Consider the following 26,163-nt stretch of genomic DNA (forward strand, 5'->3'; position numbering starts at 1 on the left):
ACGATCCGGCCCGGGCGCATCCCCCGCGACGCGCGTCCGCGCGCTCATCGGGTGCGGCCGAGCAGGCGGATGGCCTGCTTGAGCAGGACCGGCACTGGCGGGGTGGCACCGTCGATGGTCTCCGCGACGGCGGCCACCGCCTGGTCGGCCTGCCCGGCCGTCCAGCCCAGGCCGACCAGCGCCTGGCGGACCTGGTCGGGCCAGGCGCCGGCGGTCACGCCGCCCACGCCGTCGGCCCCGATCGACACCGGGCCGATCCGGTCCCGCAGCTCCAGCACCAGGCGCTCGGCGCCCTTCTTGCCGATACCGGGCACCCGGGTCAGGGCAGCGGTGTCGGCGTTGGCGATGGCCTTGCGTACCGCGTCCGGGGTGTGCACCGCCAGCACCGCCTGGGCCAGCCGGGGGCCGACCCCGCTGGCGGTCTGGAGCAGTTCGAACAGCGACTTGGCGTCGTCGTCGGCGAAGCCGTAAAGAGTCAGCGAGTCTTCCCGCACGATCAGGCTGGTGGCGAGCCGGGCGACCTGGCCGACCCGCAACTCCGCAAGGGTCCCGGGGGCGCAGTGCACGGCCAGGCCGACCCCGCCGACCTCGATCACGGCCAGGTCCGGACCCGTCGCGGTCACCGTGCCGCGCACGCTGGCGATCATCGTGCTCCTCCTCGTCGTGCCCGATCGGCCGCGGCGGCCAGCTTCGAGCGGGTGCCGCCGCGCCACACGTGGCAGATGGCCAGGGCCAGCGCGTCGGCGGCGTCGGCCGGCTTCGGCGGCTCGGCCAGCCGCAACAGCCGGGTCACCATGGCCGTCATCTGCGCCTTGTCGGCCTGACCGGACCCGGTCACCGCCGCCTTCACCTCGCTGGGGGTGTACGTCTGCACCGGCAGCCCGGCGCGTGCTCCCGCCAACACGGCGATGCCGCTGGCCTGCGCGGTGCCCATCACCGTACGCACGTTGTGCTGACTGAAGACCCGCTCCACGGCGACGCTCTCCGGCTGGTGCTCGGCGACCAACTTGGTGAGCGAACGGTCCAGGTGCAGCAGGCGCAGCGCCAGATCGTCAGCCGGATCGGTGTAGACCACGTAGTAGGCAACCAGAGTGCAGGGCCGACCCGGCACACCCTCGACCACGCCCACCCCACACCGGGTCAACCCCGGGTCGACACCGAGCACGCGCACGCCGCCCCCTCCCCAGCCGTCAGCAGTACGTGTGTTCGACACCCTAACTCCCGGCCCTCCCACCAGCCCCACGGGACACACCCTCCCGCGCCCCGCGCCCGCATCAAGGCGTCCGAGCGGGCGAGCAGGGGGTGGTGGGCGGGTGGGGCCACACAGCTTCGGCCCGGAGTATGTGTTGTTGGCCCATGTGCCGGGGGCCTGACAGCTCGTAACTTCTTGCGCCATGACGGCAGAACCCGTGGCGGTCCCCCACGTCGTACAGGTCGATCTCGCCGGTCGCACCGCCCTGGTCACCGGGGGCGGCAGCGGCATCGGGCGGGCGTGCGCCCTGCGGCTGGGCGCGGCCGGCGCCAAGGTGCTCGTGGTGGACCGCAACCTGGACGCGGCCAAGGCGGTGGCCGCCGAGGCCGGTGGGCGTGCCGAGGGGGTGGACCTGTCCGACACCGAGGCCGTGGACCGCCTCGACGTGGACGTGGACATCGTGGTGAACAACGCCGGTCTCCAGCACGTGGCGCCGCTGCAGGACTTCCCCGTCGAGCGTTTCGGGTACATCCAGCGGGTGATGGTGGAGGCGCCGTTCCGGCTGATCCGGCGTGCGCTGCCGCACATGTACGCCCAGGGCTGGGGCCGGATCGTCAACATCTCGTCGGTGCACGGGTTGCGCGCCTCGCCGTACAAGTCGGCGTACGTGACGGCGAAGCACGCCCTCGAAGGGCTGTCGAAGGTGGTGGCGCTGGAGGGCGCCGCGCACGGGGTGACCGCCAACTGCATCAACCCGGCGTACGTCCGCACGGCGCTGGTGGAGAGCCAGATCGCCGACCAGGCGACCAGTCATGGCATCGGCGAGGCCGAGGTGATCGAGAAGATCATGCTGGCCCGGGCCGCGATCAAGCGGTTGATCGAGCCGGAGGAGGTGGCTGAACTGCTGGCGTACCTCTGCTCACCGCCGGCGGCCTTCATCACCGGCGCGTCGATCGCGCTCGACGGGGGCTGGACGGCCAACTAGTGGGCCTGAGCACAATGTCGACCATGTCGTCGCCGGTGGAGTTTCTGGAACTGCTCGCCCGCGAGGCCGCGGCGGTGGAGTTCGAGGGACCGCTGGTGGCCGCGCGGGCCGCCGGGGCGCCCGCCGAGCGGCTGGCCGAGCTGGAGCAGGCCAGGACGGTGGCGTTGCGGGTCCGCGCGCTGCTGGAGCGCCGCCGCCGTCGGGAGATCGAGCTGTCCGGCCTGTACGACACGGTCAGCGACCTGGCCGGGCTGCGCGACCTGGACGACGTGCTGCGGGCGATCGCGCACCGGGCCCGCAACCTGCTCGGCGCCGACGTGGCCTACATGACGCTCAACGACGACGAGCGCGGCGACACCTACATGCGGGTGACCGACGGGTCCGTATCGGCCCGCTTCCAGCGGTTGCGGCTGCCGATGGGCGCCGGCCTCGGTGGCCTGGTGGCCCAGTCCGGCGCCCCGTACGTGACAGCCAACTACGGCGAGGACGAGCGCTTCCACCACACCGGGGAGATCGACGCCGGGGTCGGCGAGGAGGGGCTGGTGGCGATCCTCGGGGTGCCGCTGCGGCTCGGCTCCACCTCGATCGGCGTCCTCTACTCGGCCAACCGTTCGGCCCGGCCGTTCGTCCGGGAGGAGGTGGCGCTGCTGGTCTCCCTGGCCGCGCACGCGGCGGTAGCGATCGACACGGCCCGGCTGCTGGCCGAGACCCGCTCGGCGCTGGCCGAGCTGTCGGCGGCGAACACCACCATCCGGGCGCACAGCAGCTCGGTGGAACGGGCCGCGGCGGCGCACGACCGGATGACCGCGCTGGTGCTGCGCGGCGGTGGGGTGGAGGACGTGACGGCCGCGGTGACCGAGGTGCTGGGCGGGGCGCTGCTGGCGTTGGACGCCGAGGGCCGGTTGCTGGCCCGGGTCGGCGAGATCGACGAGCCGGATCGGGCGGACATCGTCGAGGCGGTCGCCGCGTCCCGCACCGAGGGGCGCAGCGTGCGGCGCGGCCCGCTCTGGTACGCGGCAGTGGTGGCGGGCACCGAGAACCTGGGCGCTCTGGTGCTGCGCCCGGACGACGAGCTGGTCGACGCCGACCAGCGAATCCTGGAGCGGGCCGCGCTGGTGACCGCGCTGCTGCTGCTGTTCCGCCGGACGGTGGCCGAGGCGGAGGGTCGGGTCCGTGGCGAGTTGCTGGACGACCTGATCGCCCGACCCCTGCGCGACACCGACGCGCTGCGCAGCCGGGCTCGCCGGCTCGGGGTGGACCTGGACGCCCCGCACGTGCTGGTGGCGGTGGACGATGACGCCATCGCGGCCACCGGCTCGGCCCGGCAGCGGGTGCTCTCCTGGGCCACCACGTACGCCTCGGCGCGTGGCGGCCTGGCCGCGGCGCGCGACGGTCGGGTGGTCCTGATGTTGCCTGGTCAGGACGCGGGTGGCAGCGCCCGGGCGGTGGCCCGGGACCTGTCCCGGGTGACGGGCCGGCCGGTGACCGCCGGGGCGAGTGGCCCGTCGACGGGGCCGGCGACGCTGGCGGGGTCGTTCCACGAGGCGGACCGCTGCCTCACCGCGCTCGGCGCGCTGGGCCGCGCCGGTCAGGGCGCGAGCACCGCCGAGCTGGGCTTCGTCGGGCTGCTGCTGGGCACGGTCGGTGACCGGGGTGAGAAGGACGTGGCCCAGTTCCTCACCGCCACCGTCGGGCCGGTGGTCGACTACGACGCCCGGCGGGGTACGGCGCTGGTGAAGACGCTGGAGGCGTACTTCGGGGTCGGTGGCAGTCTGGCCCGCGCCGCCGAGCAGCTGCACGTGCACGTCAACACGGTGACCCAGCGCCTGGAGCGGGTGGGACAGCTGCTCGGCGCGGACTGGCAGCGGCCCGAGCGGGCGCTGGAGGTGCAGCTGGCGCTGCGCCTGCACCGCCTGCGCGCCCCGGCCTGACGGTCAGCGGGCGCGGATGCCCTCGAGCACGGCGTCGACGACCCGCTCTGGCAGGTTGACCTCGTTCAGATCCGGGCTCCACTGCAGCACCCGCTGGATCAACATCGGCCCGGTGAGCAGCGCCATGGTCACCTCCAGGTCGGTGTCGGCCCGGAGCACCCCCTCGTCGATGCCGCGTCGGAGCACCTCGCGCATCAGCTGCCGCCGGGGCGAGATGATGTTCTGGTAGAGCTGGTACTGGTCCGGGCTGCGGTTCACCGCGGGCACCAGGCACGGCATGATCTTCGCCGCCCGCGGGTCGGGGTTCTTCCCGACCGCGCCGACCAGCAGCACCAGGTCGTCCCGGATGGAGTGGCCCTCCGGCTGCGGCAGGACGCCCTTGAGCCGGCGCAGCGCGTCCAGCAGCAGCGCGTCCTTGCCGGCCCAGCGGCGGTAGATGGTGGCCTTGCCGACCCCGGCCCGGGTGGCGATCGCCTCGATCGAGAGCGCCTCGATGGTGCTGCCCTCGGCGAGCAGGTCGAGGGTGGCCTCAATGATCGCCTCATCGGCGCGGAGGCTCCGCGGCCGCCCGGGCGACCGCGGAGCATCAGCAGTGGACCTCATGTCGGACATTGTCCCCGGACCTACGCCGTCCCGGCCAACTCGGGCTCGGCGACGGGTGCCGTCGGGGCCTCGGTGACGGCCTCCCGACCCGGCATCCAGCGCAGCACCACCAGCATTCCAAGCGCCGCGACCACCGCGGAGAGGGCCGCCGCCCAGTGCATGGCGGTGACGAAGGCGTCGTTGGCCGCCGAGATCAGCGTCGGCGCCGCCGGGCCGAGCTGCCCGGCCGCCGCGTACGCCCCGGAGATCGACTCGTTGGCCGCGTCGCGGGCCTGCGGAGGCAGGCTGGTCAGCGCGTCGCCCACGTCGCTGCGGTAGACCGCGGAGAGCACCGAGCCGAGGACCGCCACGCCGAGCGCGCCGGCCACCTGGCGGACGGTGTTGCTCACCGCGGAGCCCACCCCGGCCTTCTCCCGGGGCAGCGCCGACATGATCGACTCCGTGGCCGGGGGCATGATGTTGGCCATTCCGACGCCCTGGAGGAAGAAGACGACCAGGACGATCCAGATCGGGGTGGACGCGCCGATGAAGGCGAACGCGGCGAGCGCCACCACGGTCAGTCCCAGCCCGACGGTGGCGACCGCCCGGCCGCCGTACCGGCGGACCATCGCGGCGCTGCGCGGCGCGAAGATCAGCTGGGCGCCGGCGAAGGGCAGGAAGAGCAGGCCGGTCTGCAGCGGGCTGTAGCCGCGCACCAGTTGCAGGTAGAAGGAGCTGAAGAACATCACGCCCATCGCGGCGAAGAACACCAGGCCGACGATGGCCACCGGCGCGGCGAACCGGGGCACCTTGAACAGCCGGACGTCCAGCGACGGGTGGTCGCTGCGCCGCTCGTGCTGCACGAACCAGGCCAGCACCGCGAGGCCCACCAGGATGGAACCCCAGGCCACCGGCCGGCCGAAGCCGTGCTCGCCGCCGTCGATGATGCCGTAGGAGAGGGCGACCAGGCCCACCACGGAGAGCAGGACGCCGAGGACGTCGATCCGGCCCGGTCGCGGGTCACGCGACTCGGGGACCAGCAGCGCGACCAGGACCACGCCGGCGGCCACCACCGGGACGTTGATCAGGAAGACCGAGCCCCACCAGAAGTGCTCCAGCAGCGCACCGCCGAGGATCGGGCCGATCGCCACCGCGAGGCCGACCGCGCCGGCCCAGACGCCGATGGCACGGCCGCGCTCGCGCGGGTCGAAGACGTTGGAGATGATCGACAGCGTCACCGGCATGATGGCCGCGCCGCCGACACCCATCAGGGCGCGGGCCGCGATCAGCTGTCCGGGGCTCTGGGCGTACGCCGAGAGCAGCGACGCCAAGCCGAACAGCACCAGCCCGATCATCAGGAAGCGCTTGCGGCCGGAGCGGTCGCCGAGCACCCCGAAGGTGAACAGCAGCCCGGCGAAGACCAGCGTGTAGGAGTTGATCGACCACTCCAGCTCGCCCTGCGTCGCGCCGAGGCCGTGCACCGGGTCGGCCAGGGTGCGCAGGGCGACGTTGAGAATCGTGTTGTCGAGGACGACGACGAGGAGGCTGATCACCAGCACCCCCAGGATCGCCCACCTCCTCGGATGTCCCGTGTTGTTCTGCAGTTCCACTGCCCGGTCTCCCCCCGGATTCACCCGTCGCGCAATACGATACGGGCCAGACTCGTAACAGCGAAGAGCCTAGGCGCAGCATTAACGATACGGAACGGATCCGTATCGTATGTGAGGGGTGTCACGTGCCCCCCGACGCACCTCCGGGCGGCCTCGATCACCTGTCGCCCAACTGTTCAACGACGCCGACCGTCACGCGCCTCCGGCCGCCCGGAGCCGACCAGGTCGTCCGCGTCCAGCCTCCGGGTGACCTCTTCGCAGCCTTTGCTCTGCTTCAACCGACGCACCAGCCGCGCCCCCAAACCGTTGCGCCGGTTGAAGCAGAGCAAAGGACGTGGGCCGACCCCCGTGCCCGGACGTCCGGGCCGGGCAGACGTCCGCCGGCACGACGACATCGACCTCACGCGGGGGCACGACGGAGCGCCGGGGCACGACGGAACGCCGGGGGCACGACGTCGACGGCGCTCGGGCACGACGTCGACGGAGCGCGGGGGCACGATCTCAGCGGGCGTGTGCCGTCGCGAGACAGGCGGCGACGGCGGCCGGCAACGTGCCCAGGTGGGTCGCCGGCGCGGCGGGCGGCTCGATCCAGCCCGGCCCGGCGGCGTACACCCGCAGGTGCGGAAAGTCCCGGGCGAAGCGCACCAGGCGGTACGCGCGGCCGGTGACCGGTGTCTGTGACCAGAGCACGACGGTGTGCGGGCGAGCCCGGTGCACCGCGCTGGTCAGCGCGGACCAGGGCAACGCCGGGCCGAGATGCAGGCAGCCGCGGCGGTGCTCGCGCAGCGCGGCGGCGAGCGCGTGCAGGCCGAGGCAGTGCGCCTCCTGTTCGGCGCCGGCCAGCAGCACCCCTGCGGCGGGCAGTGACCGGCCGGGCTGGCGGCGGTACACGTCCAGCCCGACCCGCACGCCCTCGCACAGGGCGTGCTCGCTGGCGATCTCGGCGGCTGTACGCCCCGATAGCTGCGTGAGCAGCGGCCGGCAGACCTGCTCCCAGAGCGCCGGCACGCCCCAGGCTTCGGCCATCTCCAGCAGCACCGTGGCGACACGGTTGCCGTCCAGGTCCTCGGTGGCCAGCCGGATGCGCTTGTGCGCGGTCTCCACGGCATCCGCCGGCATCGGATCGGTCAGCACCAGACGTACCCCCGGATAGGTGTTCTCCATCCGGGGTTCGCTGAAACGACGCGCGGTGGATGCGCCGTCGCGGAATTTACCGACGGCGCGCGGCGAGCCCGCAGGCCAGCGGGGCACGGCCGACTTGACCGGGCCCCCTATGTTGATCATCAACACGGCCCAACGAAAGGTCCCCACCCCATGCCTGTCGGCTTCACCATGGCGATCGTCTTCGCCATCGCAATGGCGGTCAGCGCCATCCTGGCACTCGTCGCACCCAAGAGCGCGATGAAGCAGACGGCCGCCCTCGCGGCGCTCGGCCTCCTCGCCGTCACAGTGCTGATCGGCGTCGCCTCCAGCGCCCACTCCGTGCCCATCCGCTCGGTCGGCATCGTCACCAGCTTCGGCAAGCCCACCGGAGAGGTCACCGGTTCGGGCCTGAAGTGGGTGGCGCCCTGGCAGAAGGTCGGCGAGTGGGACGCGGGACGGCAGAAGTACGACCACATCGGCGGCGGCAACTGCGTACGCGTGCGCACCGGCACGCTCGCCGACGCGTGCGTCGAGGTGCTCGTCGAGTGGCAGGTCAAGCCGGAGAACGCGCCGAAGCAGTTCATGGACTACAAGGGAGACTTCGACAGCTTCCGGGGCCAGCGGGTCGGAGTGCAGCTCGACAGCGCCGTCAACGACGCGTTCGCCACGTACAACCCCCTCGAAAAGATCGACTCGCAGACCGGCAGCCTCAACGTCGACCTGAAGCCGTTCGCCGCGAACATCAAGACCAGCGCGGAGAGCCGGCTCGCCACGGACGTCGACATCCTCTCGGTGACCATCACCCGGGTGAACCACGACGACAAGACCGAGGGCAACATCAAGGCGTTCCAGGACAAGCTGGCGCAGACCCGCAACCTGGAGCAGGACCGCAAGAACGCCGACATCTCCAAGCAGATCACCGAGACCAACGCGAAGGTCGACAAGGTGACCCGCTGCCTGGAGATCGCCGAGAAGAACGGCGCCAACCCGGGCCTCTGCATCAACCCGGGCATCGTCACCGGCAAGTGACGGCGGGCCCGGCCGGGTGGTCAGTCGAGGCTGACCACCCAGCGGGCGCCCTCACCCCGCGCCAGTCGGTCGAACGCGGCCGGCGCCTCGTCGAGACTGACCACGCCGCTGACCAGAGGTGACAGGTCCAGCGTGCCGTCGAGCGCCGCGCGGGCCAGCTCCGGCACCTCACGGTCCGGGTCGGACGAGCCGTACACCGAGGAGCGCAGCGTCCGCGCGGAGTGGAAGATGTCCAGCGCGCCGAGGCTGACCATGTCGTCCTTGGCGCCCATGCCGACCACTGTCACCGCTCCCCCGCGCCGGGTGAGACGCCAGGCCGCCCGGATGGTGGTGGCGCGGCCGACGCACTCGAAGGCGTGGTCGACGCCCCGGCCCTCGGTGCGCCCCCGGACCTCCCTGGAGAGCCGGTCGTCGGAGAGCAGGAAGTCGGTCGCCCCGGCGGCGAGCGCCAGCTCGCGCTTGGCCTCGGCGACGTCGACGGCGAGGATCGTCGTGGCACCGGCCCGGCGGGCGGCGGTGAGCACGGCGAGCCCGACCCCACCGAGCCCGATCACGGCCACCGACTCGCCGGGAGCCACCCGAGCGGTGTTGCCGACCGCGCCCACCCCGGTGAGCACCGCGCAGCCGAGCAGCGCGGCCTGCTCGGGCGGCAGCCCGGCGGGGATCGCGATGACGGCGTTCTCGGGCACCACCACGGCCTCGGCGAGCGCCCCGAGGCCGAGGGTCAGGTGCAGCCGGATGCCGTCGTCGGTCTCGCCACGCGCCACCGTCGGGGCGGTGTTGGCGGCGCAGAGCCACGGCTCGTCGCGCAGACACCACCAGCAGGCCCGACAGGCGGGCGCCCAGTTGAGGGCTACCGGCGTGCCGACCGCCAACCGGGTGTTCGGCCCGGCCTCGGCCACCACCCCGGTCGCTTCGTGCCCGAGCACCAGCGGGAACCTCGCGGCGAGGGTGCCGTTCACCATGGACAGGTCGGAGTGGCAGACGCCCGCCGCGGTGATCCTCACCCGCAGTTCGCCGGGGCCGGGCGCGGGCAGGCGTACCCGCTCGACCCGCAGCTCGGCGCCGGACCCACGCGCGACAAGCGCGCGGACGGTGACCGGCTCGGGGCCGCCCGTCGGCGCGGCCGGCGGCAGCTCGGGGCCGCTCATCGCTGGATCGCCTTGAGTTCGCAGAACTCGGCGAGCCCGTGCACGCCCAGCTCCCGGCCGAGGCCGGACTGCTTGTAGCCGCCGAACGGGGCGAGCGGGTTGAACGACGCGCCGTTGATGTCGACCGCGCCGGTGCGCAGCCGTCGCGCCACCGCGAGCGCCGCGTCGGGGTCGGCGGACCAGACCGCGCCGGCCAGCCCGTACTTCGAGTTGTTGGCGATGGCGACGGCCTCGTCGGTGTCGTCGAACGGGAGAACGGCGAGCACCGGCCCGAAGACCTCCTCCTGGGCGAGCGCGCTGTCCGGGTGCACGTCGGCGAAGACGGTCGGGGCGACGAAGTGCCCCTGGGCGGGCACCGGCGCGTCCGGGCCGCCGGCGATCAGTCGGGCGCCGTCGGCGAGAGCCCGGTCGACGTGGCTGCGGACCCGCGCGGCCTGGGCGGCGGAGACCAGCGGGCCGAGCCGGGTGGCGGGGTCGAACGGGTCGCCGAGCCGGTAGCCGGCCACCGCCGTGGCGATCAGGTCGAGTGCCTCGTCGTACCGGTCGCGGTGCACCAGCATCCGCGTCCACGCCGTGCAGGTCTGGCCGGAGTTGAGCAGGGCGTTGCCGACGCCGACCTTGACCGCGGTGGCCAGGTCGGCGTCGGGGAGGATCACGTTCGCGGACTTGCCGCCCAACTCCAGCGCCACCCGGGCGATCCGGTCGGCGGCGAGTCGCATGATCCGCGCGCCGGTCACGGTGGAGCCGGTGAACGACACCAGGTCGACGTCGGGGTGCCCGGCGAGCGCCTCACCGACCACCGCGCCGGTGCCGGGCACCAGGTTGAGCACACCCGGCGGCAGCCCGGCCTCGGTGACCGCGTCGAAGAGCAGGTATGCCGTCAACGGGGTCAGCTCGCTGGGCTTGAGCACCACCGTGCAGCCGGCGGCCAGCGCGGGCGCCAGCTTCGCCATCACCTGGTGCAGGGGGTAGTTCCACGGGGTGATCGCGCCGACGACGCCGATCGGCTCACGGACGACGAGGGAGTTGCCGATGCTCTCCTCGACCGCCGGCCGGGCGGCGAGGGCGACGTGGTCGCGCAGCACGGTCAGCGGCAGCCCGACCTGCACCCGGGTGGCGAGCTTGAGCGGTGCGCCCAACTCGACCGCGATGGTGCGGGCGAGGTCGTCGGCGCGGGCGGCCAGCGCGGTGTGCAGCCGGTCCAGGTGGGCGGAGCGTTCGGCGGGTGCGGTGGCCGCCCAGCCGGGGAAGGCGGCGCGGGCCGCGGCGACGGCGGCGTCCACATCGGCTGCCGTGCCGAAGGGCACCTGCCCGATCAGGTCGCCGGTGCTCGGGGTCTCCACGTCGATCACGTCGGTGCCGGCGGGAGACGTCCACTCGCCGCCGATGTGCAGGTGGCGCCGCAGGCGCAGGGCGTCGGGCAACTGCGAGGGCGGGGCGGCGAGGTCCATGTCGTCCCTTCGGGGGTGGGCGATGGGCGATGGCGACGAGGTCGCGACGGGCGTTGAAACTAGCGCTGGGAGTTTGGACGCTACCCGCTGGGCCGGGCGGACTCCACCGGGTCGAGGGGGCCGATGGTGCGGGCGTACTCGGCGGCCAGGCCGTGCAGCAGCGCGTCCAGGCCGAGGGCGAAGGCGCCCTCGTCCACGCTCTGCTGGTGCTCGGCCAGCCGGTGCGCCTGGCGCAGGTGCGGGTAGTGGGCGGCGTACAGCTCGGGGTCCTCGACGAAGCCCCGGGCGAAGGAGCCGAGCGCCGACCCGGCCACGAAGTAGCGCACCGCCGCTCCGATGTGGGTGGCCCGCGCGGGCGGCCAGCCGGCGCGTACCAGCCCGCCGTAGACCGCGTCGGCCATGGCCAGCGCGGCCGGTCGCCGGCCCGGCCCCTGGGCCAGGTACGGCACGATGTTCGGATGCGCGGTGAGCGCCCGCCGGTACGACCAGGCCCAGTCGCGCAGCGCGGCGACCCAGTCCCGGCTGGCGAAGCCGCTGGTGTCGACGGCGGCGACGACCGTGTCGGCGACCGCGTCCAGGATCTCGTCCTTGGTGGCGAAGTGGTTGTAGAGCGACGGGCCGCGCACGCCCAGCTCGGCGGCGAGCCGGCGGGTGGAGAACGCCGGCAGCCCTTCGGCGTCGATGAGCGCGGTGGCGGTCTCGACGATCAGCTGCCGGGTGAGCCGGGGCTGGCGGGGTCGGGGCACTGCGCTCCTCATGGGTCTCGGCCATAGGGTCTGGACGCGGCAAAACTTACAGCGCTAGTTTAAGGGAGACCGGCAGCGTCGACGCCAGGAGGACCACCGTGGACTTTTCGCTCACCGACGAGGAGCGGGCGGTGCGCGACACCGTCCGGTCGTTCATCCAGCGCGAGGTGATGCCGCTGGAGGCGGAGGTGCTCCGCCGGGAGCGGGCACACCAGCCGGGCCTGGACCACTCCGAGGTGCGCGAGCTGCAACTCAAGGCGCGCAAGTTCGGCTTCTGGGGCCTGGCCACCCCCGAGGAGTACGGCGGGATGGACCTGCCGGCCGTGCTCCAGTCGTTGATCTGGACGGAACTGGGCCGCACGTTCGTGCCGTTCCGCTTCGGCGGCGAGGCCGACAACATCCTGTTCCACGCCAGCGAGGACCAGAAACGGGAGTTCCTCGTCCCGACGATCGAGGGCGAGCGACGCTCCTGCTTCGCGATCACCGAGCCGGGCGCCGGCTCGGACGCGGCGAACATCCGGCTGTCCGCCCGCCGCGACGGCGACGACTGGATCCTCGACGGCGAGAAGACCTTCATCACCGGCGGCCACGACGCCGACTTCGCCATCGTGGTCGCGGTGACCGACCGGGAGAAGGGCGCCCGCAACGGCGGGGCCACGGCGTTCCTGGTGGACCGGGCGATGGGCTGGCGCTCGGAGTTCATCCAGACGATGGGCGAGGGCGGGCCCGCGTCGCTGATCTTCGACGGCGTACGCGTGCCGCACCGCAACATCCTCGGCGAGATCGGGCAGGGCTTCACGCTGGGCATGGAGTGGATCGGCAAGGGCCGCTACACCATCCCGTCGCACGCCATCGGCATCGCCGAGCGGGTCCTGCAGATGGCGATCGACCACGCCAACACGCGGGAGACCTTCGGCACGAAGATCGGCACCAACCAGGCCATCCAGTGGATGATCGCCGACTCGGAGACCGAGCTGGAGGCGGCCCGCTGGCTGGTGCTGCGCTCGGCGTGGACGGTCGACCAGGGCCTGGACCCCCGGCACGCCTCGTCGATGGGCAAGCTCTACGGCGCCGGCATGGTCAACCGGGTGGTCGACCGGGTGCTCCAGATCCACGGCGGCATGGGCTACACCCGTGAGCTGCCCATCGAACGCTGGTACCGGCAGGTCCGGCTGTACCGGATCTTCGAGGGCACCGACGAGATGCAGCGCCTGATCATCTCGCGGGACCTGCTGCGCGGGTACACGAAGATCGGCGGTCACCTGGCCTGAGCCGGGTCACCCCGTCAACGCGGTGAGCGCCTCGTCCACGTCGGCTTCGGTGGAGTAGACGTGGAACGAGGCGCGGACCCGCCCGGCGCGCACCGCCGCCCGGATGCCGGCCGCCGCGAGACGCTCCTCCGCGCCGGGCACGTCCACGGTGACGATGGCGCTGTCCCCCGGCGGCCGGCCCAGCCCGGTCAGGAAACGGTTGGCCAGCGCCACGTCGTGCGCCTGGATCACGGGCACGCCGATCTCGGCGATCAACTCCAGGGCGGGCGCCGCGCCGATCCAGCTGAACCAGGCCGGTGAGATGTCGAACCGGCGGGCGTCGTCGGCCAGCCGCAGCGGCGGGCCGTAGTAGGAGGCGTGCGGGTCGCGACCGGCATACCAGCCGGCCGCGTCCGGACGCAGCCGGCCGCGCAGGGCAGGTGCCAGATAGGCGTACGCGGTGCCGCGTGGCGCCATCAGCCACTTGTAGCCACCCACCACCACCACGTCGGCGCAGCTCCCGTCGAACGGCAGCCACCCGCACGCCTGGGTCGCGTCCACCACCACCAGCGCGCCGTGCGCGCGGGCGGCGGCCACGATCTCGTCGTACGCCGCCACGGACCCGTCGGCCGACTGCACGAGGCTGAACGCGACCAGGTCGGTGTCGGCGTCGATCGCGTCGGCCAGCCCCTCCGCCGGCACGGTGCGGACCGTGACGCCGCGATCCTCCTGGACCAGCCACGGGAAGAGGTTCGAGGTGAACTCGACGTCCGGCACCACCACGGTGGCTCCCGCCGGCAGCGCCGCCGCGACCGGGGCGAGAAGCTGGGAGACGGTCACGCCGACCGCCACGTCGGTGTCCGGCACCGCGATCAGGCCGGCGAAGGCGCTGCGACTCCGGTGTACGGCGTCACCCCAGCCCTCCCACGACGTGCCGCCGATCCGCCACGCGGCCATCGCCTCCTGCAACGCCGTCCACGCCGGCTCGGGCGGCAGCCCGTAGGAGGCGGTGTTCAACCAGCCCGGCTCCGGCTTCCACAACCGCTGCGCCTGCTCGATGTCCATGGCCTCGACGCTAGGCGCGCTGGCGTCGGCAGGGCATGGCCAATCGGTGAGCGGCGGCCTGCGGAACACCGACGCGCTGGCCGGCGGCGGGCGGGGCGGCGGGCATCACCCTCATGAGCGTTATGACTCTGAGGTATAGATATGACACTGAGGTATATCGCTCGTCGGCATCCCGCCGGCCAGCCCGGCTGCTCCGGCTCAGGGTTTCCCGTCGCGGTCGACCGACTCACCCGGAGCGGGTGGGCGGATCCGGGCGAGGCTGTCGGCGAGACCGGCGAGCCACTGGTCGACCTCCACCAGATGCCGCACCGACGACGGGTTCGCCGCGCCCGACAGCGGGCGGATCCGGTCGAGTTCGTCCACGCAGCCGGGCAGGGCGGGCACCGGGCCGGAGGGTCGGCCGTGCGCGACCTGGTCGGCGAGGTCGTCGTACGCCGATCGCAGCTGGCCTGCCGAATCGCGCAGCAACCCCGCCGCAGCGGGCCAACCGGCGAGGCAGCCGGGCGGGTTGCGCCGCAGCAGCGATTCGGCGCCGAGCACCACGTGTTGGCCGGCGCCCAGGACGGCGTCCCAGTCCACCCGCTGGTTTACCGTGTCGTGCCGCTCGGAGTGGTACTGGCAGTAGGACGAGTCGACGAGGACCATCCGCTGGCGGACCCGTTCGAGGGCCCGGTCGGGCGGAGCGTCCCCGAGCAGCGCCCGGACCGTCTCGTGGATCGCGTCCGCGCTGGCCGTGAGGTAGTGGGCGGCGTTGGGCCGCAGGTCGCGGCTCGCGCCGCGCGGCCACATCGCCACCCCGGCGAGCACGCCGATCAACGCGCCGAGCACGACATCGACGAGACGAGCTTCGGCGAGCCGCCATCCTTCCGGGCTGAGCTGGGCGAAGACCACCGTCAACAGCACGGTGAACAGCGCCTGCTGCCACAGCGGGCCGAGCAGCCGACCAACGCCGAAGGCCAGCAGCAGGGTGACCGGCAACACGACGGCGTAGACGATCGGCTCGTCGACGACGAGCATCACCAGACCACTGACGGCGGCACCGACGATCGTGCCCAGCACGGCGGGCCGCAGCGCGGTGCGGGTGTCCGCGGCAGAGGTGCGCAGGACCGTGAGGGTGGCCAGCAGCACCCAGAAGCCGTGGGTCAGCTGCAACACCCCGGCGACCACCCGCGCGATGGCCAGCGCCACGGCCAGCCGCAACGAACTCTGCAGGTGGGCGGAGCGCGGCGCCAGGTGGGAGCGGAGCTGCCGCCAGTACAGCGTCAACGGGCCGTGCCGCGCATATTCGAACAGCCCCGAATAGTCACCCCCGGCGTCGGGCCGTACCCCGTTGGCCACGCGGGTGCCCACGGCGAGCACCCGCACCTGGTCGGCCAGGGCCAGCGCCGTCGCGTCCCGGCACATCCGGGGTACGTCCGGCACGGCGCTGCCCTGCCCTGCGGGGTACGTCGTCTCGGCTTGACCGATCGCGGCGCTCAGAGCGCCGAGGTCGACCGGCGGCGCACCCGGCGGCAGGCTACGGCCAGCGGCACGGGTCGTGTCGGCGCACGCGCGCAGCAGTCGCGCCGCCGCCAGGTCCGGGATCGGCTCCGGTGGGGCGTCCGACGCCAGCCGGTTCGCCTCGGCGAGCGCCTCCCGTAGCGCCGCCGCGCAGATCCGCAGCGCCCGGTGACGGGCGTCGGCGGCGGTCGGCGCCCACGCCGGGGACGTCCCGCTCAACGCGAGCGCGGCCACCGCCTCGGATGCCCGCTCGCGCCGCCTGTCGCGAGCGTCGCGATCGGCGTGCCGGTCGGTCAGCGCGTCCGCCGTGGCGTCGAGGAACGCCGCGACGCCCTCCGCCGCGTCGGCGAGTCGTTGCCGGTAGGAGATCGGCACCGGATCGGGCCAGAGGAGCACCTCGGCCACGGCGAGCAGCACGATGGCGAGCGTGACCCCGCCCAGCCGCTCCGGCAGGGTGCCCGGCTGGTACGGCGGGAAGGACGCCAGGATGAAGACGAGTTGAAACGCGCTGCCCAGCCCGACGAGACGCGGGTTGCCGACCCCGGCGAACGCCACGACGAACCCGATGACGAGCATCCCGGCCGCCGCCGCCCAGGTGCTCCACGCCAGCAGCGTGCCCACGGTGATCAGCGCCCAGATCGCCGGCAGTGACGTGATCAGGATCCGCGCCCGTTGCGGCGCCGGGCCGGGCAGCTGCGCGAACGACCCGGCGGCCACCGTGCCGAACAGCGCGTACGTGGCGAGCACCGAGCTGCCGACCCCGTAGCGGCAGGCGTAGAAGACAACGGACGCGACGAGGGTCAGCCGTGCGGCGCGCCGCAGGACGGCGTCCCCCGGGTCGCGGCGACGGAGCCGGCCCAGGAGGCTGGTTCCGAGCACGCCTGGTCCCCCGGGTTCGTCGCCACGCCCCTATCCCCGGTTGACCATCTTGCCCGGCCGCGATGGCTTTCGCGGCGAATCGTCCGGCTGGTGCGGCAGCCCTGGTTGCGGACCGGGCTACTTCTGGCTGAGGGTCTGCTTTGCGTTGAACACGCAGGTCCAGATCATCAGCGGCGCGCCCGCCGCGTGGCCGTCGACGTCCACGCACTTGTCAGTCAAGCGGTTGAAAAGGGAGCGGCGCCCATCCTTCTCGATCCACTCCCACTTCTGGGCGGCCCCGGCGGTGCAGTTGGCGGACTGCACGGCAACGCCGTCGCGCTTCTCACCCCAGGCGACGTCCAGGCAGAAGCCGTTCGCCCGGATGGTGCCGTCGAACGAGAAGGTCCACCACTGGTTGCGCACCTCCTGGCACTTGCGCACGGTGACCCGCACGCCGTCGCGTTCGCCGCTGCTGAGGCAGAGCCCGGTCTCCTTGGTGACGATCTGCTTGGTGCCGGCCGGCCGGACCGGCGCACTGGGTGGTGGAGCCGCCGTCGCCGAGGGCTGCCCCGCACCGGCCGTCGAACCGCTGCCCGGACCGGCCGACGGGCGTCCCGCACCTCCGGCCGGGGCACTCGGCGACCCGGACGGCGGGCCGGCGGGCAGCGGCAGCCCCTGGAAGCCATCCGTGACCAACTCGAAGATCCCCCGACTGACCGACCACTCGGCGTCCGAGGTGGTCCAGCCGATCGTGTACGCGTGCCCGTTGCGATCGACGAAAGCGCGGCTCGACGCCCGCATCGGCGTGCCGTCCGCATCGGTGTACGTCCACTCCCACTCGGCGGCCCGCACCTGGTACTTCAACGCGGCGAGCCGGACCCGCCGGTAGCTGGCATACCGTTCACGTTCCGCTTTCTCCCGCGTTCGTAGCCCGGCGACCAGATCCGCGGGGACCGACCGGAGTTTGTCGAGGACGAACTGCCGGCTGCCGTCCGGCTCACGGAATTCGACCCCCTCGCCAACGCGCTGGGACCGCCAGCCGTCCGGCACCGGCACCAGGAAGCGAGGGTCGTCCCGGTGGTAGCGCCACCCGGCCGATGGCGGCGGCAGCACCTGGGACACCGCCTCGTCGGCGACCGAAGAGGGATCGGCGGTCGGCGCCGCCGCTCCGTTCGCTTCGCCGGATGGTCGGCCGCTCAGCATCGACGCGCTCACCACCAGCACGACCATCACGGCAGCGGCGACCGAGCCGACCAGCCAACCGCGACGCCTGCGGGCCGGGCCGCTGGTCGGACCAGCCTCGTTGGCCGCGGCCGACTCGGGAATTGGCGAGGTCGGAACGGACAACGAGTCCGACGTCGCGGCAGGAGGCGGTGACGTGGCGCTTGCCGATGGGTCGGTCGACGGATCGACCGGCCGACCGGACCCGGCGGTGACGAACTCGGGCACGATCGATCGGGGCGTACCGTCGCCGGTGTTGATCCGCGTGAACGGCACGGCCGGTCCCGACGCGGCGGCCGGCGGGCCGGCGGCGTCGACCGGGTCGACCTGGTCGGCGGCGTACCGCAGGAGGCGATCCGCCTCCTCGACGCTGATCCGCTGACCCGGGTCCCGGCGCAGCAGTCCTTCGAGGAGCGGGGTCAACCGACCGGCCCGCTGGGCCGGCGGTGGCGGCTCGGTGGCGAGCGCCGCCAGCGTCGCCATCGGAGACGAACGCTGGTACGGGGTGCGTCCCTCAACCGCCGCGTAGAGAGTCGCGCCGAGCGACCACAGGTCAGCGGCCGGACCGACCTCGCCGTCAGTGGCCCGCTCCGGCGCGAGGTACGCCGGCGAGCCCAGCACCATCCCGGTCTGGGTCATCCGCGGATCACCGGGAAGGGTCGCCAACCCGAAATCGGTCAACACCACCCGGCCGTCATCGGCCAGCAGCACGTTGGCCGGCTTCACGTCCCGATGCAACACGCCCGCCCGGTGCGCGGCCCGCAACGCACCGAGCACACCCAGCCCGATCCGCGCGGCATTGGCCACCACCATCGGACCCTCCGCCTCAAGGACCTCGTGCAGCGACCGGGACGGAACAAGCTCCATCACGATCCACGGGTCGTCGCCCGAGTACAGCACGTCGAAGACGCGTACCACGTTGATGTGGCCCAGCCGGGCGACTGCCCGCGCCTCGCGCATGGAGCGTTCGCGCATCTCCCGGCGCTCGTCGTCGCGCAGGCCGGGAGGCGCCACCAACTCCTTGATGGCCACGTCCCGCTGGAGCATCTCGTCACGGGCCCGCCACACGCGGCCCATCCCGCCCTGCCCGAGCGGACGGACCAACCGGTAACGACCGGCAATCATCTGGCGAGAGGCGTCGGGCACGACAGGGAACGTACCCGGCGGTCATTGCATGCCCAATTTCTGCGGCAGGCGAGAACCCGACAGTTGCGTATGTCACACGTCGACTCGGAGGTCATCCCACCATTTCCGCCAGGTCCACCATCGACACCGGCACTGTCGCCCAGCGCGATGTTACCAACACGTAGACCAATTGCGTGATCATGAATACCGAATTGATCGACTCCACAGTAGCCAGACATGCGGGACTCACGGGCTCTTCCGGAACCAACCCAGGCAACGGAAACAGTCCGTTCACGGGCTGAAGCCTCCGGTGTCTGCTGGTGTTGCGCGCCCGTCAGTCTCCCGGACCGATCCACGTCACCACCGCGTGTCACCTGTGCACGGCACCGCTCAGCTCAGGCCCGGGAAAAATGGCGAGTCGATTGTCGACCCGCGAATTAGGACGTAGCGGTTTCTGACAACACGGTGCTGTCCGCGCACAGAACTAAAAGTGCGATCTGCAATTTGCCGAGATTGGCGGTCAACGCCTCCCGAACAGGCTGAGCCGCAGCGCCCGGAGCAGGGTGCCGGGGCGGCTCAGAGTCGCCGGGTGGTCGAGCATGGTGGTGACCCTGCCCAGCCGGGCGTTGAGCACCGGATCGGTCAGCGACGCCCGGAAGAGCAGGTCACCGAACCACTTGGTGACCCGGTACCCCGGCGGGTACGGCCCGTTCACGTGCGGCAGTTCGATGTCGGCGGTGGTGGAGATCTGCCAGGCGGCGTCGACCACCACGCGGACCTGGTCGAAGTACGCCCGCGCGGGCTCATCCTGTGGCTTCGGGCCGGACCGCAGGTACGCCGACAGGCAGGACGCGTGCAGGGTCGCGGAGGTCATGCCCTGGCCGTACACCGGGTTGAAGGAAGCGACGGCGTCCCCGGCGGCGACCAACCCGGCGGGCAGGCGGTCGAGCTTGTGGAAGTCGCGGCGGCGGCTGTCCGCCTGGTGGTAGGTGACCACCCCGCCCAGCATCTCCCCGCGCTCGGCGATGTCACCGAACATCTGCGGGTAGTGCTCCCGACAACGTGCGGTGAAGTCGGCGACGTCGCGGCTGGGCCGGTCCTCGTCGTAGCCGGCCACCAACATGATCCAGCGGTCACCCTCGACCGAGTTGATCCCACCGATCCGGGCGGTACGACCCTTGCCGGCCATGGTGTGGAAGACCGCCACCCACGCGTCGCTGACCTTTTCGTCGCGCTTGTAGAGCGCCGTCGCGTAGTTCAGCTTGATCGGCATTCGTCGCATCGGCGGGCGGGGCCACCCGTGCTCGGCCAGCCAGTCGCTCAGCCGGCTCGACCGTCCCATCGCGTCGACCACCAGGTCCGCCGCTTCGACGACGGGCCCGGTGCCGCCCTCGGGCACGTATCGGGCGCCGGTGACGCGCCGCTCGTCGACGAGCAGGCCGTCCGCCCGGCCGTACACCATGCGGATGTTGCCGACGGCGAGGGTCCGCCGTCGGACCAGCGCCTCCAGGAACGGACGCGTGGTGATCAGCGCCGGCCCGGTGTCGGTCGCGGCCGGCGGCAGCCCCAGCACGCCGTTCACGTAGACCTTCGCGGTGCCCTCGTCGCTGGGTGGCGGCGGGGCACCGAGTGCGAGCGCCTCGTCGGCGATGCCGGGAAACCAGCGTTCCAACTGGACCTGACCGGCGGGCAGCAGCGCGTGCACCTGGCTGCCCTGGGGCACACCCGGACGAGGCCCGGCATCGACATCGGACGGGTCCCGTTCGATGATCAGCACCTCGTCGGCGTGGTCGCTCAGCACCCGGGCCGCCAGCAGCCCGGCCATGCTGCCACCGAGCACCACCGCACGTCGCATGACCACTGAGGTCTCAACCGGTCGTTGCGCCGTCGCTATCTCGGCGAAGAGCCGGGACGGAGAGGGTGCCATGCGATCGCTCCTCGGCTGGTCGGGAAACCTCGGCATCCACGACCGTAACCATCGGAGCGTCCGGAGTCAGCGCTCAGCTGGCCCGCCATTTCTGGTTGGCGTTTCCGGTGCACTGCCAGATCTGCAACCGGGCACCGTTGCCGGGGTTGCCGTCGAGCACGTCGACACATCTGTCCGCCCGGACGTTCACCAGGTCGTGGGCCTTGTTGAGGTTGAACTTCTGGGACGCGGCGCCCGAGCAGTCGGCCAGGATGACGGCCGCGCCGTCGGCCGTCGAGTGGCCGGCGACGTCCAGGCACTTGCCCATCGAGCGGACCGTACCGTCGGCCGGGAAGGTCCACAGTTGCTTCGCGGTCCGCCGGCAGTCCCAGATCTGGAGGCGGGCGCCGGCGGTGGCCTTGCCCTCCGGGATGTCGATGCACCTGTCGCTGGCGAAACTGCTGATCTGCTGCCCGGTGGGTGCGCTGCTCTTCGTCGGCGAGGCCGGCGGAGCCGCAGGCGCCGAAGACTGCTGCCCGGCATCGCCCGCAGGAGTCGTCGCACCGCCGCCCGGCCCGGTCGACGGCCGCCCCGCGCCCCCGGCAGGTAGGGCGCCGGCCGACGCCGACGGCGAAGCGGTGGTCACCGGCAGCCCCTGGAACCCATCCGTGACAAGCGCGAAGATCCCCCGGCTGACCGACCATTCGGCGTCCGAGGTGGTCCAGCCGATCGTGTACGCGTGCCCGTTGCGATCGACGAAGGCACGGCTCGTCGCACGCATCGGCGTGCCGTCGGCATCGGTGTACGTCCACTCCCACTCGGCCGCCCGCACCTGGTAGCCGAGCGCGGCGAGTCGGACCCGCTGATAGTTGGCGTAGCGGCGACGGTCCGACTTCTCCCGCGTTCGCAGCTCGGCGACCAGGTCGGCGGGGATCGACCGGAGTTGGTCGAAGACGAGCCGTCGGCTGCCGTCCGGCTCGCGGAATTCGGCCCGCTCGCCGTCGCGCACCGGCTGCCAGCCGTCCGGCACCGGTACGAGGAAACGCGGATCGTCCCGGTGGTAGTGCCAGCCGGAGGGCGGCGGCAGCACCCTGGCGACCGGCGCTTCGGCAACCGACGAGGGGTCGGCGGTCGGGGCCGTGGCCGGGCCCGGCCCGCCGGACGGTGCGCCGGTCAGCAGCGACGCGCTCACCAGCAACACGACCAGCACGGCGGCGGCGATCGAGCCGACAAGCCACCCGCGACGTCGACGGGCCGAGCCACTGGCCGGCGCAACACCGCCGTCCGGCGGCACGACCGACCCGGGAACTGCCGGACTCGGAAGCGGCCCGGTCCACGTCGTGGAGACCACCGGCGACGACTCCGCCGGCACGGCGGGAACCGGCGAGGATTCCATCGCCGCAGCGGGGGCCGGCGAGGATTCCGCCGTCACGGCGGGAGCCGGTGAGGTGGCGTTTGCCGCCGGGACGGTCGGCGGCGACTCGACCGGGCGGCCGGACCTGGCGGTGACGAACTCGGGCACGATCGACTGAGGCGTACCGTCGCCGGTGTTGATCCTCGCCACCGGCACGGCTGACCCGGACGCGGCGGCCGTCGAGCCGCTCGGGCCGACCGCGCACAGCGGGCCGGTCTGGCCTTCCCCGCTGGCCGGGTCGACCGGGCCGGCGGCGTGCCGCAGGAGGCGGTCGGCCTCCTCGATGTTGATCCGCTGAGCCGGGTCCCGACGCAGCAGTCCTTCGAGGAGCGGGGTCAACTGGCCGGCGCGTTGGGCCGCCGGTGGCGGCTCGGTGGCCAGCGCCGCCAGCGTCGCCATCGGAGACGAACGTTGATACGGGGTACGGCCCTCGACCGCCGCGTAGAGAGTCGCGCCAAGCGACCACAGATCAGCAGCCGGACCGACGTCGCCGTCGGTGGCCCGCTCCGGCGCGAGGTACGCCGGTGAACCGAGCACGATCCCCGTCTGCGTCATCCGCGGATCACCCGGGAGGGTCGCCAACCCGAAATCGGTCAACACCACCCGGCCGTCATCGGCCAGCAGCACGTTGGCCGGCTTCACATCCCGGTGCAACACACCCGCCCGGTGCGCGGCCCGCAGCGCACTGAGCACGCCCAGCCCGATCCGCGCGGCGTGGGCCGCCGACATCGGCCCCTCGGCTTCGAGAACCTCGTGCAGAGACCGGGACGGAACAAGCTCCATCACGATCCACGGATCGTCCCCCGAGTGCAGCACGTCGAAGACCCGCACCACGTTGACGTGGCCCAGCCGGGCGACGGCCCGCGCCTCACGCATCGACCGTTCACGCATCTCCCGGCGCTCGTCGTCACGCAGGCCAGGAGGCGCCACCAACTCCTTGATAGCGACATCTCGTTCGAGCATCTCGTCACGGGCCTGCCACACGCGGCCCATTCCGCCCTGCCCGAGCGGACGTACCAGCCGGTAGCGATTGGCGATCAACTGTCGCGGGGCATCAGGCACGACAGGAAGGTACCGGGCGATGATTACAGGCCCAATTTCTGCGGCAGGCGAGAAGCCGACAGTCGCGTAAGTCACACGTCGGATCAGCTGCTACCACCACGTCATTTAGACCGATTCCACGCTCGACACGCGCATTGTCGCCCAGCGCTATGTTACCAACACGTACATTGGCTGCGCAGCTGAGAATATCGAATGAATTCGAACTCCGCGGAGACCAGTCCTGCGTGCCCCCCGGTCCGCCCGGACCTGGCCCCTGTGGACGACGAAGGTCCATTGAGTCGCGGGGAGCAATGGCGAGCGGACTACCGATTAGCGGGACAAGGTGCAACGGTGTCTGACGAAACGGTACGGCCACAGAGAAATCAAAAGGGCCGATCCAGCGGCTCGGCTGTTCGCCAAATTAGTGCTGGTCATACGCACCGGCGCGGTCGTCGACCTTGTTCCGGCCACAGCAGTGTCGCCAGAACGACAGCTGGACGATGGGCTCGCTGATGGTGATGTGGTAGGCCTGTTGGCGTGACAACAGATGCCAGTGCTACGACCGGCGAGAAGCTGTTCATTTCCTACGCTGGCCCCGACCGGGCCTGGGCGGAGTGGGTGGCCTGGCACCTGGAACAGGCCGGGTACGTGGTGGAACTGGACCTGTGGGACTGGGCCGCTGGCGACAACTCGGTGGTACGCATCAACCAGGCGTTGGAGCGGGCCGACCGCATGGTGGCGCTGTTCTCCGAGGCCTACTTCGAACACCAGCGGTTCACCACGGATGAGTGGACGGCGGTCATGTCCCGGCGCGACCGGCAGGGCCGGCTGGTTCCGCTGCGCATTGGAGATGTCGCGCTCCCCGCAGTGCTGAACGCGCTTATCGCGCCCAGTCTCGCTGACAGGTCGGCGGAGGACGCGCACCGCGTCCTGATCAACGCGGTGCAAGGGCCACAGCGCCCCGTGGCCGAACCCGTTTTCCCCGGCACGCGGGTTCCTCGGCCTCGACCGGCGGCCGAGGCGCCACGACTGCCGGGGGGACATCAACCAACGCTGTGGCAGGTCCCGCATCGTAACGCGGACTTCATCGGTCGGGATCGTGACATTGACACCGTGCGTCGTGGTCTTCGACCGGGGCAACCCGTGGTGGTCCAATCGGGGGTTCCACTCGGCGGGGTCGGCAAGACCCAGGTCGCGGTGGAATACGTCCACCGGTTCGCTGCCCAGTACGACCTCGTGGCGTGGATCAACGCCGAGGATCCACAGTTGGTGCCGGCACAGCTCACGGCGCTCGCCGCCGATCTGGGGTTGGTCGTCGAGCATGGCGAAGCCGGGGCGCTACCCGCGCTGCGCAGACTCTTGCAGCAGCCGAAGCGATGGCTGCTGGTGTTCGACAACGCGGAGACCGCAGTGGCCGTCCAGCCCTGGGTGCCCGCTGGTGTCGGCCACGTCCTCATCACGTCGCGGTCCCGGAACTGGTCGGAGTTCGCGAGAGTCGACCTTGAGTTACTGACGCGGCGGGAGTCGGTGACGCTCCTGCGCAATCGAGTGTCGGAGCTGTCGGCCGAGGACGCCGATCTGGTAGCCGACAGGCTGGGCGATCTTCCGTTGGCCCTGGTCCAGGCGGCCAACGTGCTATCCACGATGCCGGCCGAGCTGTACGTACAGATGTTGGACACCAATGCTGACGAGGTGCTCAACGAAGGGTTGCCGCCCTCGTATCCGCGGTCGCTCGCCGGGGCGCTGCGTGTCTCGATCAACGAGCTTGCCGATCACGGCGAGGCTCTGGACCTACTCCGCCTCTGTTGCGTTCTCGCCCCCGAGCCCATCCCGATGACGTTGCTTAGCGCTGCTCCCAGTGCCGTTTTGGAGTCACTGCGGCCGGTAGTGGCCAACCCGATGCGGCTGCACCGGACCGCAACGCAACTCGGTGACCTGGTCCGAGTGTCACAGCGCGGCATCCAGGTTCATCGGCTGGTGCAGACTCTCGTTCTCAGCCAGCTTGATACATCCGCGCGCGACGAGCTGCGCCGGCAGGCGGGCAGCCTGTTGGCCGCCAGCCACCCCGGCGAGCCAGCTTCGGCGGCAACGTGGCCAGCCTGGTCTCAGCTCATGCCGCATCTGCTGGCCTTGGACGTCGGTGACATCGACGATCACCGCCTCCGCGACACGGCGTGCGCTGCGATGCTCTACCTGCTGTACAGCGGCAACACCGACGCGGGTTTCGGCCTTGCCCAGCATCTCTACGATCGTTGGCGACAGGAGTTGAGGCCTGATGATCGGCACACCCTCACGGCCGCCTCCGAACTCGCGCACGCCTTTCACAACCAGGGGCGCGACCGGGAAGCACTCGACCTGATCGAGGACACCCTGGCCCGCCGACAAAGGACCCTCGGCCCCAACGACCCTGCCACGCTGCGCTCCGCCAGTGACTACACCATCGTCGTAGGCGTCCTCGGGAGACTCGAAGAGAGCATCGATAACGCTGAGGACGTTCTAGCTCGCCGAACTGCTGTTCTCGGTGCCGACCACCCCGACACCTTGAAGACCCGCGGCCAGATCGCCGGATGGAAGGGCGAAACCGGCGACCACCACACCGCCATCACCGCCCACGAACAACTACTCACCGACCAACTCCGCATCCTCGGCCCCAACCACCCCCACACCCTGACCACCCGCTCCAACATCGCCCATTGGAAAGGCGAAGCCGGCGACCACCACACCGCCATCAGCGACTACAAAGAACTCCTCACCGACCGACTCCGCATCCTCGGCCCCAACCACCCCCACACCCTGACCACCCGCGCCAACATCGCCAATTTGAAGGGCGAAACCGGCGACCACCACACCGCCATCACCGCCCACGAACAACTACTCGCCGACCAACTCCGCATCCTCGGCCCCAACCACCCCCACACCCTGACCACCCGCGCCAACATCGCCCATTGGAAAGGCGAAGCCGG

General features: G+C 71.8%; 19 protein-coding genes. 5 read left to right on the forward strand and 14 right to left on the reverse strand.

Annotated features, from left to right (window positions below; genetic code table 11):
* Positions 1-44: 44 nt before the first annotated feature.
* Positions 45-647, reverse strand: coding sequence for a Holliday junction branch migration protein RuvA (ruvA, locus tag ABZ780_RS24340; protein ID WP_357006425.1), 603 nt, complete (start codon positions 645-647; stop codon positions 45-47).
* Positions 644-1,171: a crossover junction endodeoxyribonuclease RuvC gene (gene ruvC / locus ABZ780_RS24345; RefSeq protein WP_053657691.1), complete on the reverse strand. Its 528-nt coding sequence runs from the start codon at positions 1,169-1,171 to the stop codon at positions 644-646. Before ruvC ends, ruvA begins: the two co-directional genes overlap by 4 nt.
* Positions 1,172-1,394: 223 nt before the next feature.
* On the opposite strand from ruvC, the gene ABZ780_RS24350 reads away from it, so the two are divergent.
* Positions 1,395-2,177: a 3-hydroxybutyrate dehydrogenase gene (locus ABZ780_RS24350; RefSeq protein ID WP_357487587.1), complete on the forward strand. Its 783-nt coding sequence runs from the start codon at positions 1,395-1,397 to the stop codon at positions 2,175-2,177.
* Between the two features lie 14 nt (positions 2,178-2,191).
* Positions 2,192-4,108, forward strand: a complete 1,917-nt coding sequence (locus tag ABZ780_RS24355) for a helix-turn-helix domain-containing protein (protein ID WP_357006419.1) — start codon at positions 2,192-2,194, stop codon at positions 4,106-4,108.
* Positions 4,109-4,111: 3 nt separating this feature from the next.
* Here ABZ780_RS24355 and ABZ780_RS24360 read toward each other — a convergent pair whose 3' ends face one another.
* From ABZ780_RS24360 to ABZ780_RS24370, 3 genes are all read right to left on the reverse strand, one after another.
* On the reverse strand, positions 4,112-4,720 hold the full coding sequence (locus ABZ780_RS24360; protein ID WP_357487588.1) for a TetR/AcrR family transcriptional regulator: 609 nt from the start codon (positions 4,718-4,720) through the stop codon (positions 4,112-4,114).
* An 11-nt stretch (positions 4,721-4,731) separates the two neighbouring features.
* Positions 4,732-6,300: an MFS transporter gene (locus tag ABZ780_RS24365; protein WP_357487589.1), complete on the reverse strand. Its 1,569-nt coding sequence runs from the start codon at positions 6,298-6,300 to the stop codon at positions 4,732-4,734.
* 501 nt (positions 6,301-6,801) lie between these two features.
* Complete coding sequence (locus ABZ780_RS24370) at positions 6,802-7,464, reverse strand: transcriptional regulator (RefSeq protein WP_357006410.1); 663 nt, start codon at positions 7,462-7,464, stop codon at positions 6,802-6,804.
* A 150-nt stretch (positions 7,465-7,614) separates the two neighbouring features.
* Between ABZ780_RS24370 and ABZ780_RS24375 the strand changes: the two genes are divergently transcribed.
* On the forward strand, positions 7,615-8,472 hold the full coding sequence (locus ABZ780_RS24375) for an SPFH domain-containing protein (protein ID WP_357487590.1): 858 nt from the start codon (positions 7,615-7,617) through the stop codon (positions 8,470-8,472).
* Positions 8,473-8,492: 20 nt separating this feature from the next.
* Here the strand turns inward: ABZ780_RS24375 and ABZ780_RS24380 are convergent, their stop codons facing one another.
* The 3 genes from ABZ780_RS24380 to ABZ780_RS24390 all read right to left on the reverse strand — a co-directional run bounded on the left by ABZ780_RS24380 (position 8,493) and on the right by ABZ780_RS24390 (position 11,820).
* Positions 8,493-9,623 (reverse strand): zinc-binding dehydrogenase, encoded by a 1,131-nt coding sequence (locus tag ABZ780_RS24380; RefSeq protein ID WP_357487591.1) that lies wholly within the window; start codon positions 9,621-9,623, stop codon positions 8,493-8,495.
* Entirely contained in the window at positions 9,620-11,074 is a 1,455-nt protein-coding gene (locus ABZ780_RS24385) for an aldehyde dehydrogenase family protein (protein WP_357487592.1), read from the reverse strand. Before ABZ780_RS24385 ends, ABZ780_RS24380 begins: the two co-directional genes overlap by 4 nt.
* Before the next feature lie 80 nt (positions 11,075-11,154).
* A complete protein-coding gene (locus ABZ780_RS24390) occupies positions 11,155-11,820 on the reverse strand; it encodes a TetR/AcrR family transcriptional regulator (protein ID WP_357006397.1) in 666 nt (221 codons plus the stop codon).
* Between the two features lie 98 nt (positions 11,821-11,918).
* Between ABZ780_RS24390 and ABZ780_RS24395 the strand changes: the two genes are divergently transcribed.
* A complete protein-coding gene (locus tag ABZ780_RS24395; RefSeq protein WP_357487593.1) occupies positions 11,919-13,091 on the forward strand; it encodes an acyl-CoA dehydrogenase family protein in 1,173 nt (390 codons plus the stop codon).
* Positions 13,092-13,097: 6 nt separating this feature from the next.
* On the opposite strand, the gene ABZ780_RS24400 is transcribed toward ABZ780_RS24395, so the two are convergent.
* From ABZ780_RS24400 to ABZ780_RS24425, 6 genes are all read right to left on the reverse strand, one after another.
* A complete protein-coding gene (locus ABZ780_RS24400; RefSeq protein WP_357487594.1) occupies positions 13,098-14,135 on the reverse strand; it encodes an aminotransferase class V-fold PLP-dependent enzyme in 1,038 nt (345 codons plus the stop codon).
* A 198-nt stretch (positions 14,136-14,333) separates the two neighbouring features.
* The gene (locus ABZ780_RS24405; protein ID WP_357487595.1) at positions 14,334-16,514 is read right to left on the reverse strand and encodes an FUSC family protein; all 2,181 of its coding nucleotides are present in this window, start codon (positions 16,512-16,514) and stop codon (positions 14,334-14,336) included.
* Positions 16,515-16,631: 117 nt separating this feature from the next.
* On the reverse strand, positions 16,632-18,860 hold the full coding sequence (locus tag ABZ780_RS24410; RefSeq protein ID WP_357487596.1) for a protein kinase: 2,229 nt from the start codon (positions 18,858-18,860) through the stop codon (positions 16,632-16,634).
* Positions 18,861-18,951: 91 nt separating this feature from the next.
* A complete protein-coding gene (locus ABZ780_RS24415) occupies positions 18,952-19,134 on the reverse strand; it encodes a hypothetical protein (protein WP_357487597.1) in 183 nt (60 codons plus the stop codon).
* Between the two features lie 225 nt (positions 19,135-19,359).
* Complete coding sequence (locus tag ABZ780_RS24420; RefSeq protein ID WP_357487598.1) at positions 19,360-20,766, reverse strand: FAD-dependent monooxygenase; 1,407 nt, start codon at positions 20,764-20,766, stop codon at positions 19,360-19,362.
* A 73-nt stretch (positions 20,767-20,839) separates the two neighbouring features.
* Positions 20,840-23,221, reverse strand: coding sequence for a protein kinase (locus tag ABZ780_RS24425; RefSeq protein WP_357487599.1), 2,382 nt, complete (start codon positions 23,219-23,221; stop codon positions 20,840-20,842).
* A gap of 516 nt (positions 23,222-23,737) precedes the next feature.
* Between ABZ780_RS24425 and fxsT the strand changes: the two genes are divergently transcribed.
* Positions 23,738-26,163: FxSxx-COOH system tetratricopeptide repeat protein (gene fxsT, locus ABZ780_RS24430; protein ID WP_357487600.1), on the forward strand; the 2,426-nt coding region annotated here is incomplete at its 3' end.

The organism is Micromonospora sp. NPDC047467, assembly GCF_040643095.1.
Classification (GTDB): domain Bacteria; phylum Actinomycetota; class Actinomycetes; order Mycobacteriales; family Micromonosporaceae; genus Micromonospora.

What these genes read in the sequence shown, in the direction of transcription:
- ruvA (WP_357006425.1), bottom strand. Translation starts at nt 647, where the DNA reads ATGATCGCCAGCGTGCGCGGCACGGTGACCGCGACGGGTCCGGACCTG.
- ABZ780_RS24350 (WP_357487587.1), top strand. Translation starts at nt 1,395, where the DNA reads ATGACGGCAGAACCCGTGGCGGTCCCCCACGTCGTACAGGTCGATCTC.
- ABZ780_RS24355 (WP_357006419.1), top strand. Translation starts at nt 2,192, where the DNA reads ATGTCGACCATGTCGTCGCCGGTGGAGTTTCTGGAACTGCTCGCCCGC.
- ABZ780_RS24360 (WP_357487588.1), bottom strand. Translation starts at nt 4,720, where the DNA reads ATGTCCGACATGAGGTCCACTGCTGATGCTCCGCGGTCGCCCGGGCGG.
- ABZ780_RS24370 (WP_357006410.1), bottom strand. Translation starts at nt 7,464, where the DNA reads ATGGAGAACACCTATCCGGGGGTACGTCTGGTGCTGACCGATCCGATG.
- ABZ780_RS24375 (WP_357487590.1), top strand. Translation starts at nt 7,615, where the DNA reads ATGCCTGTCGGCTTCACCATGGCGATCGTCTTCGCCATCGCAATGGCG.
- ABZ780_RS24380 (WP_357487591.1), bottom strand. Translation starts at nt 9,623, where the DNA reads ATGAGCGGCCCCGAGCTGCCGCCGGCCGCGCCGACGGGCGGCCCCGAG.
- ABZ780_RS24385 (WP_357487592.1), bottom strand. Translation starts at nt 11,074, where the DNA reads ATGGACCTCGCCGCCCCGCCCTCGCAGTTGCCCGACGCCCTGCGCCTG.
- ABZ780_RS24400 (WP_357487594.1), bottom strand. Translation starts at nt 14,135, where the DNA reads ATGGACATCGAGCAGGCGCAGCGGTTGTGGAAGCCGGAGCCGGGCTGG.
- ABZ780_RS24420 (WP_357487598.1), bottom strand. Translation starts at nt 20,766, where the DNA reads ATGGCACCCTCTCCGTCCCGGCTCTTCGCCGAGATAGCGACGGCGCAA.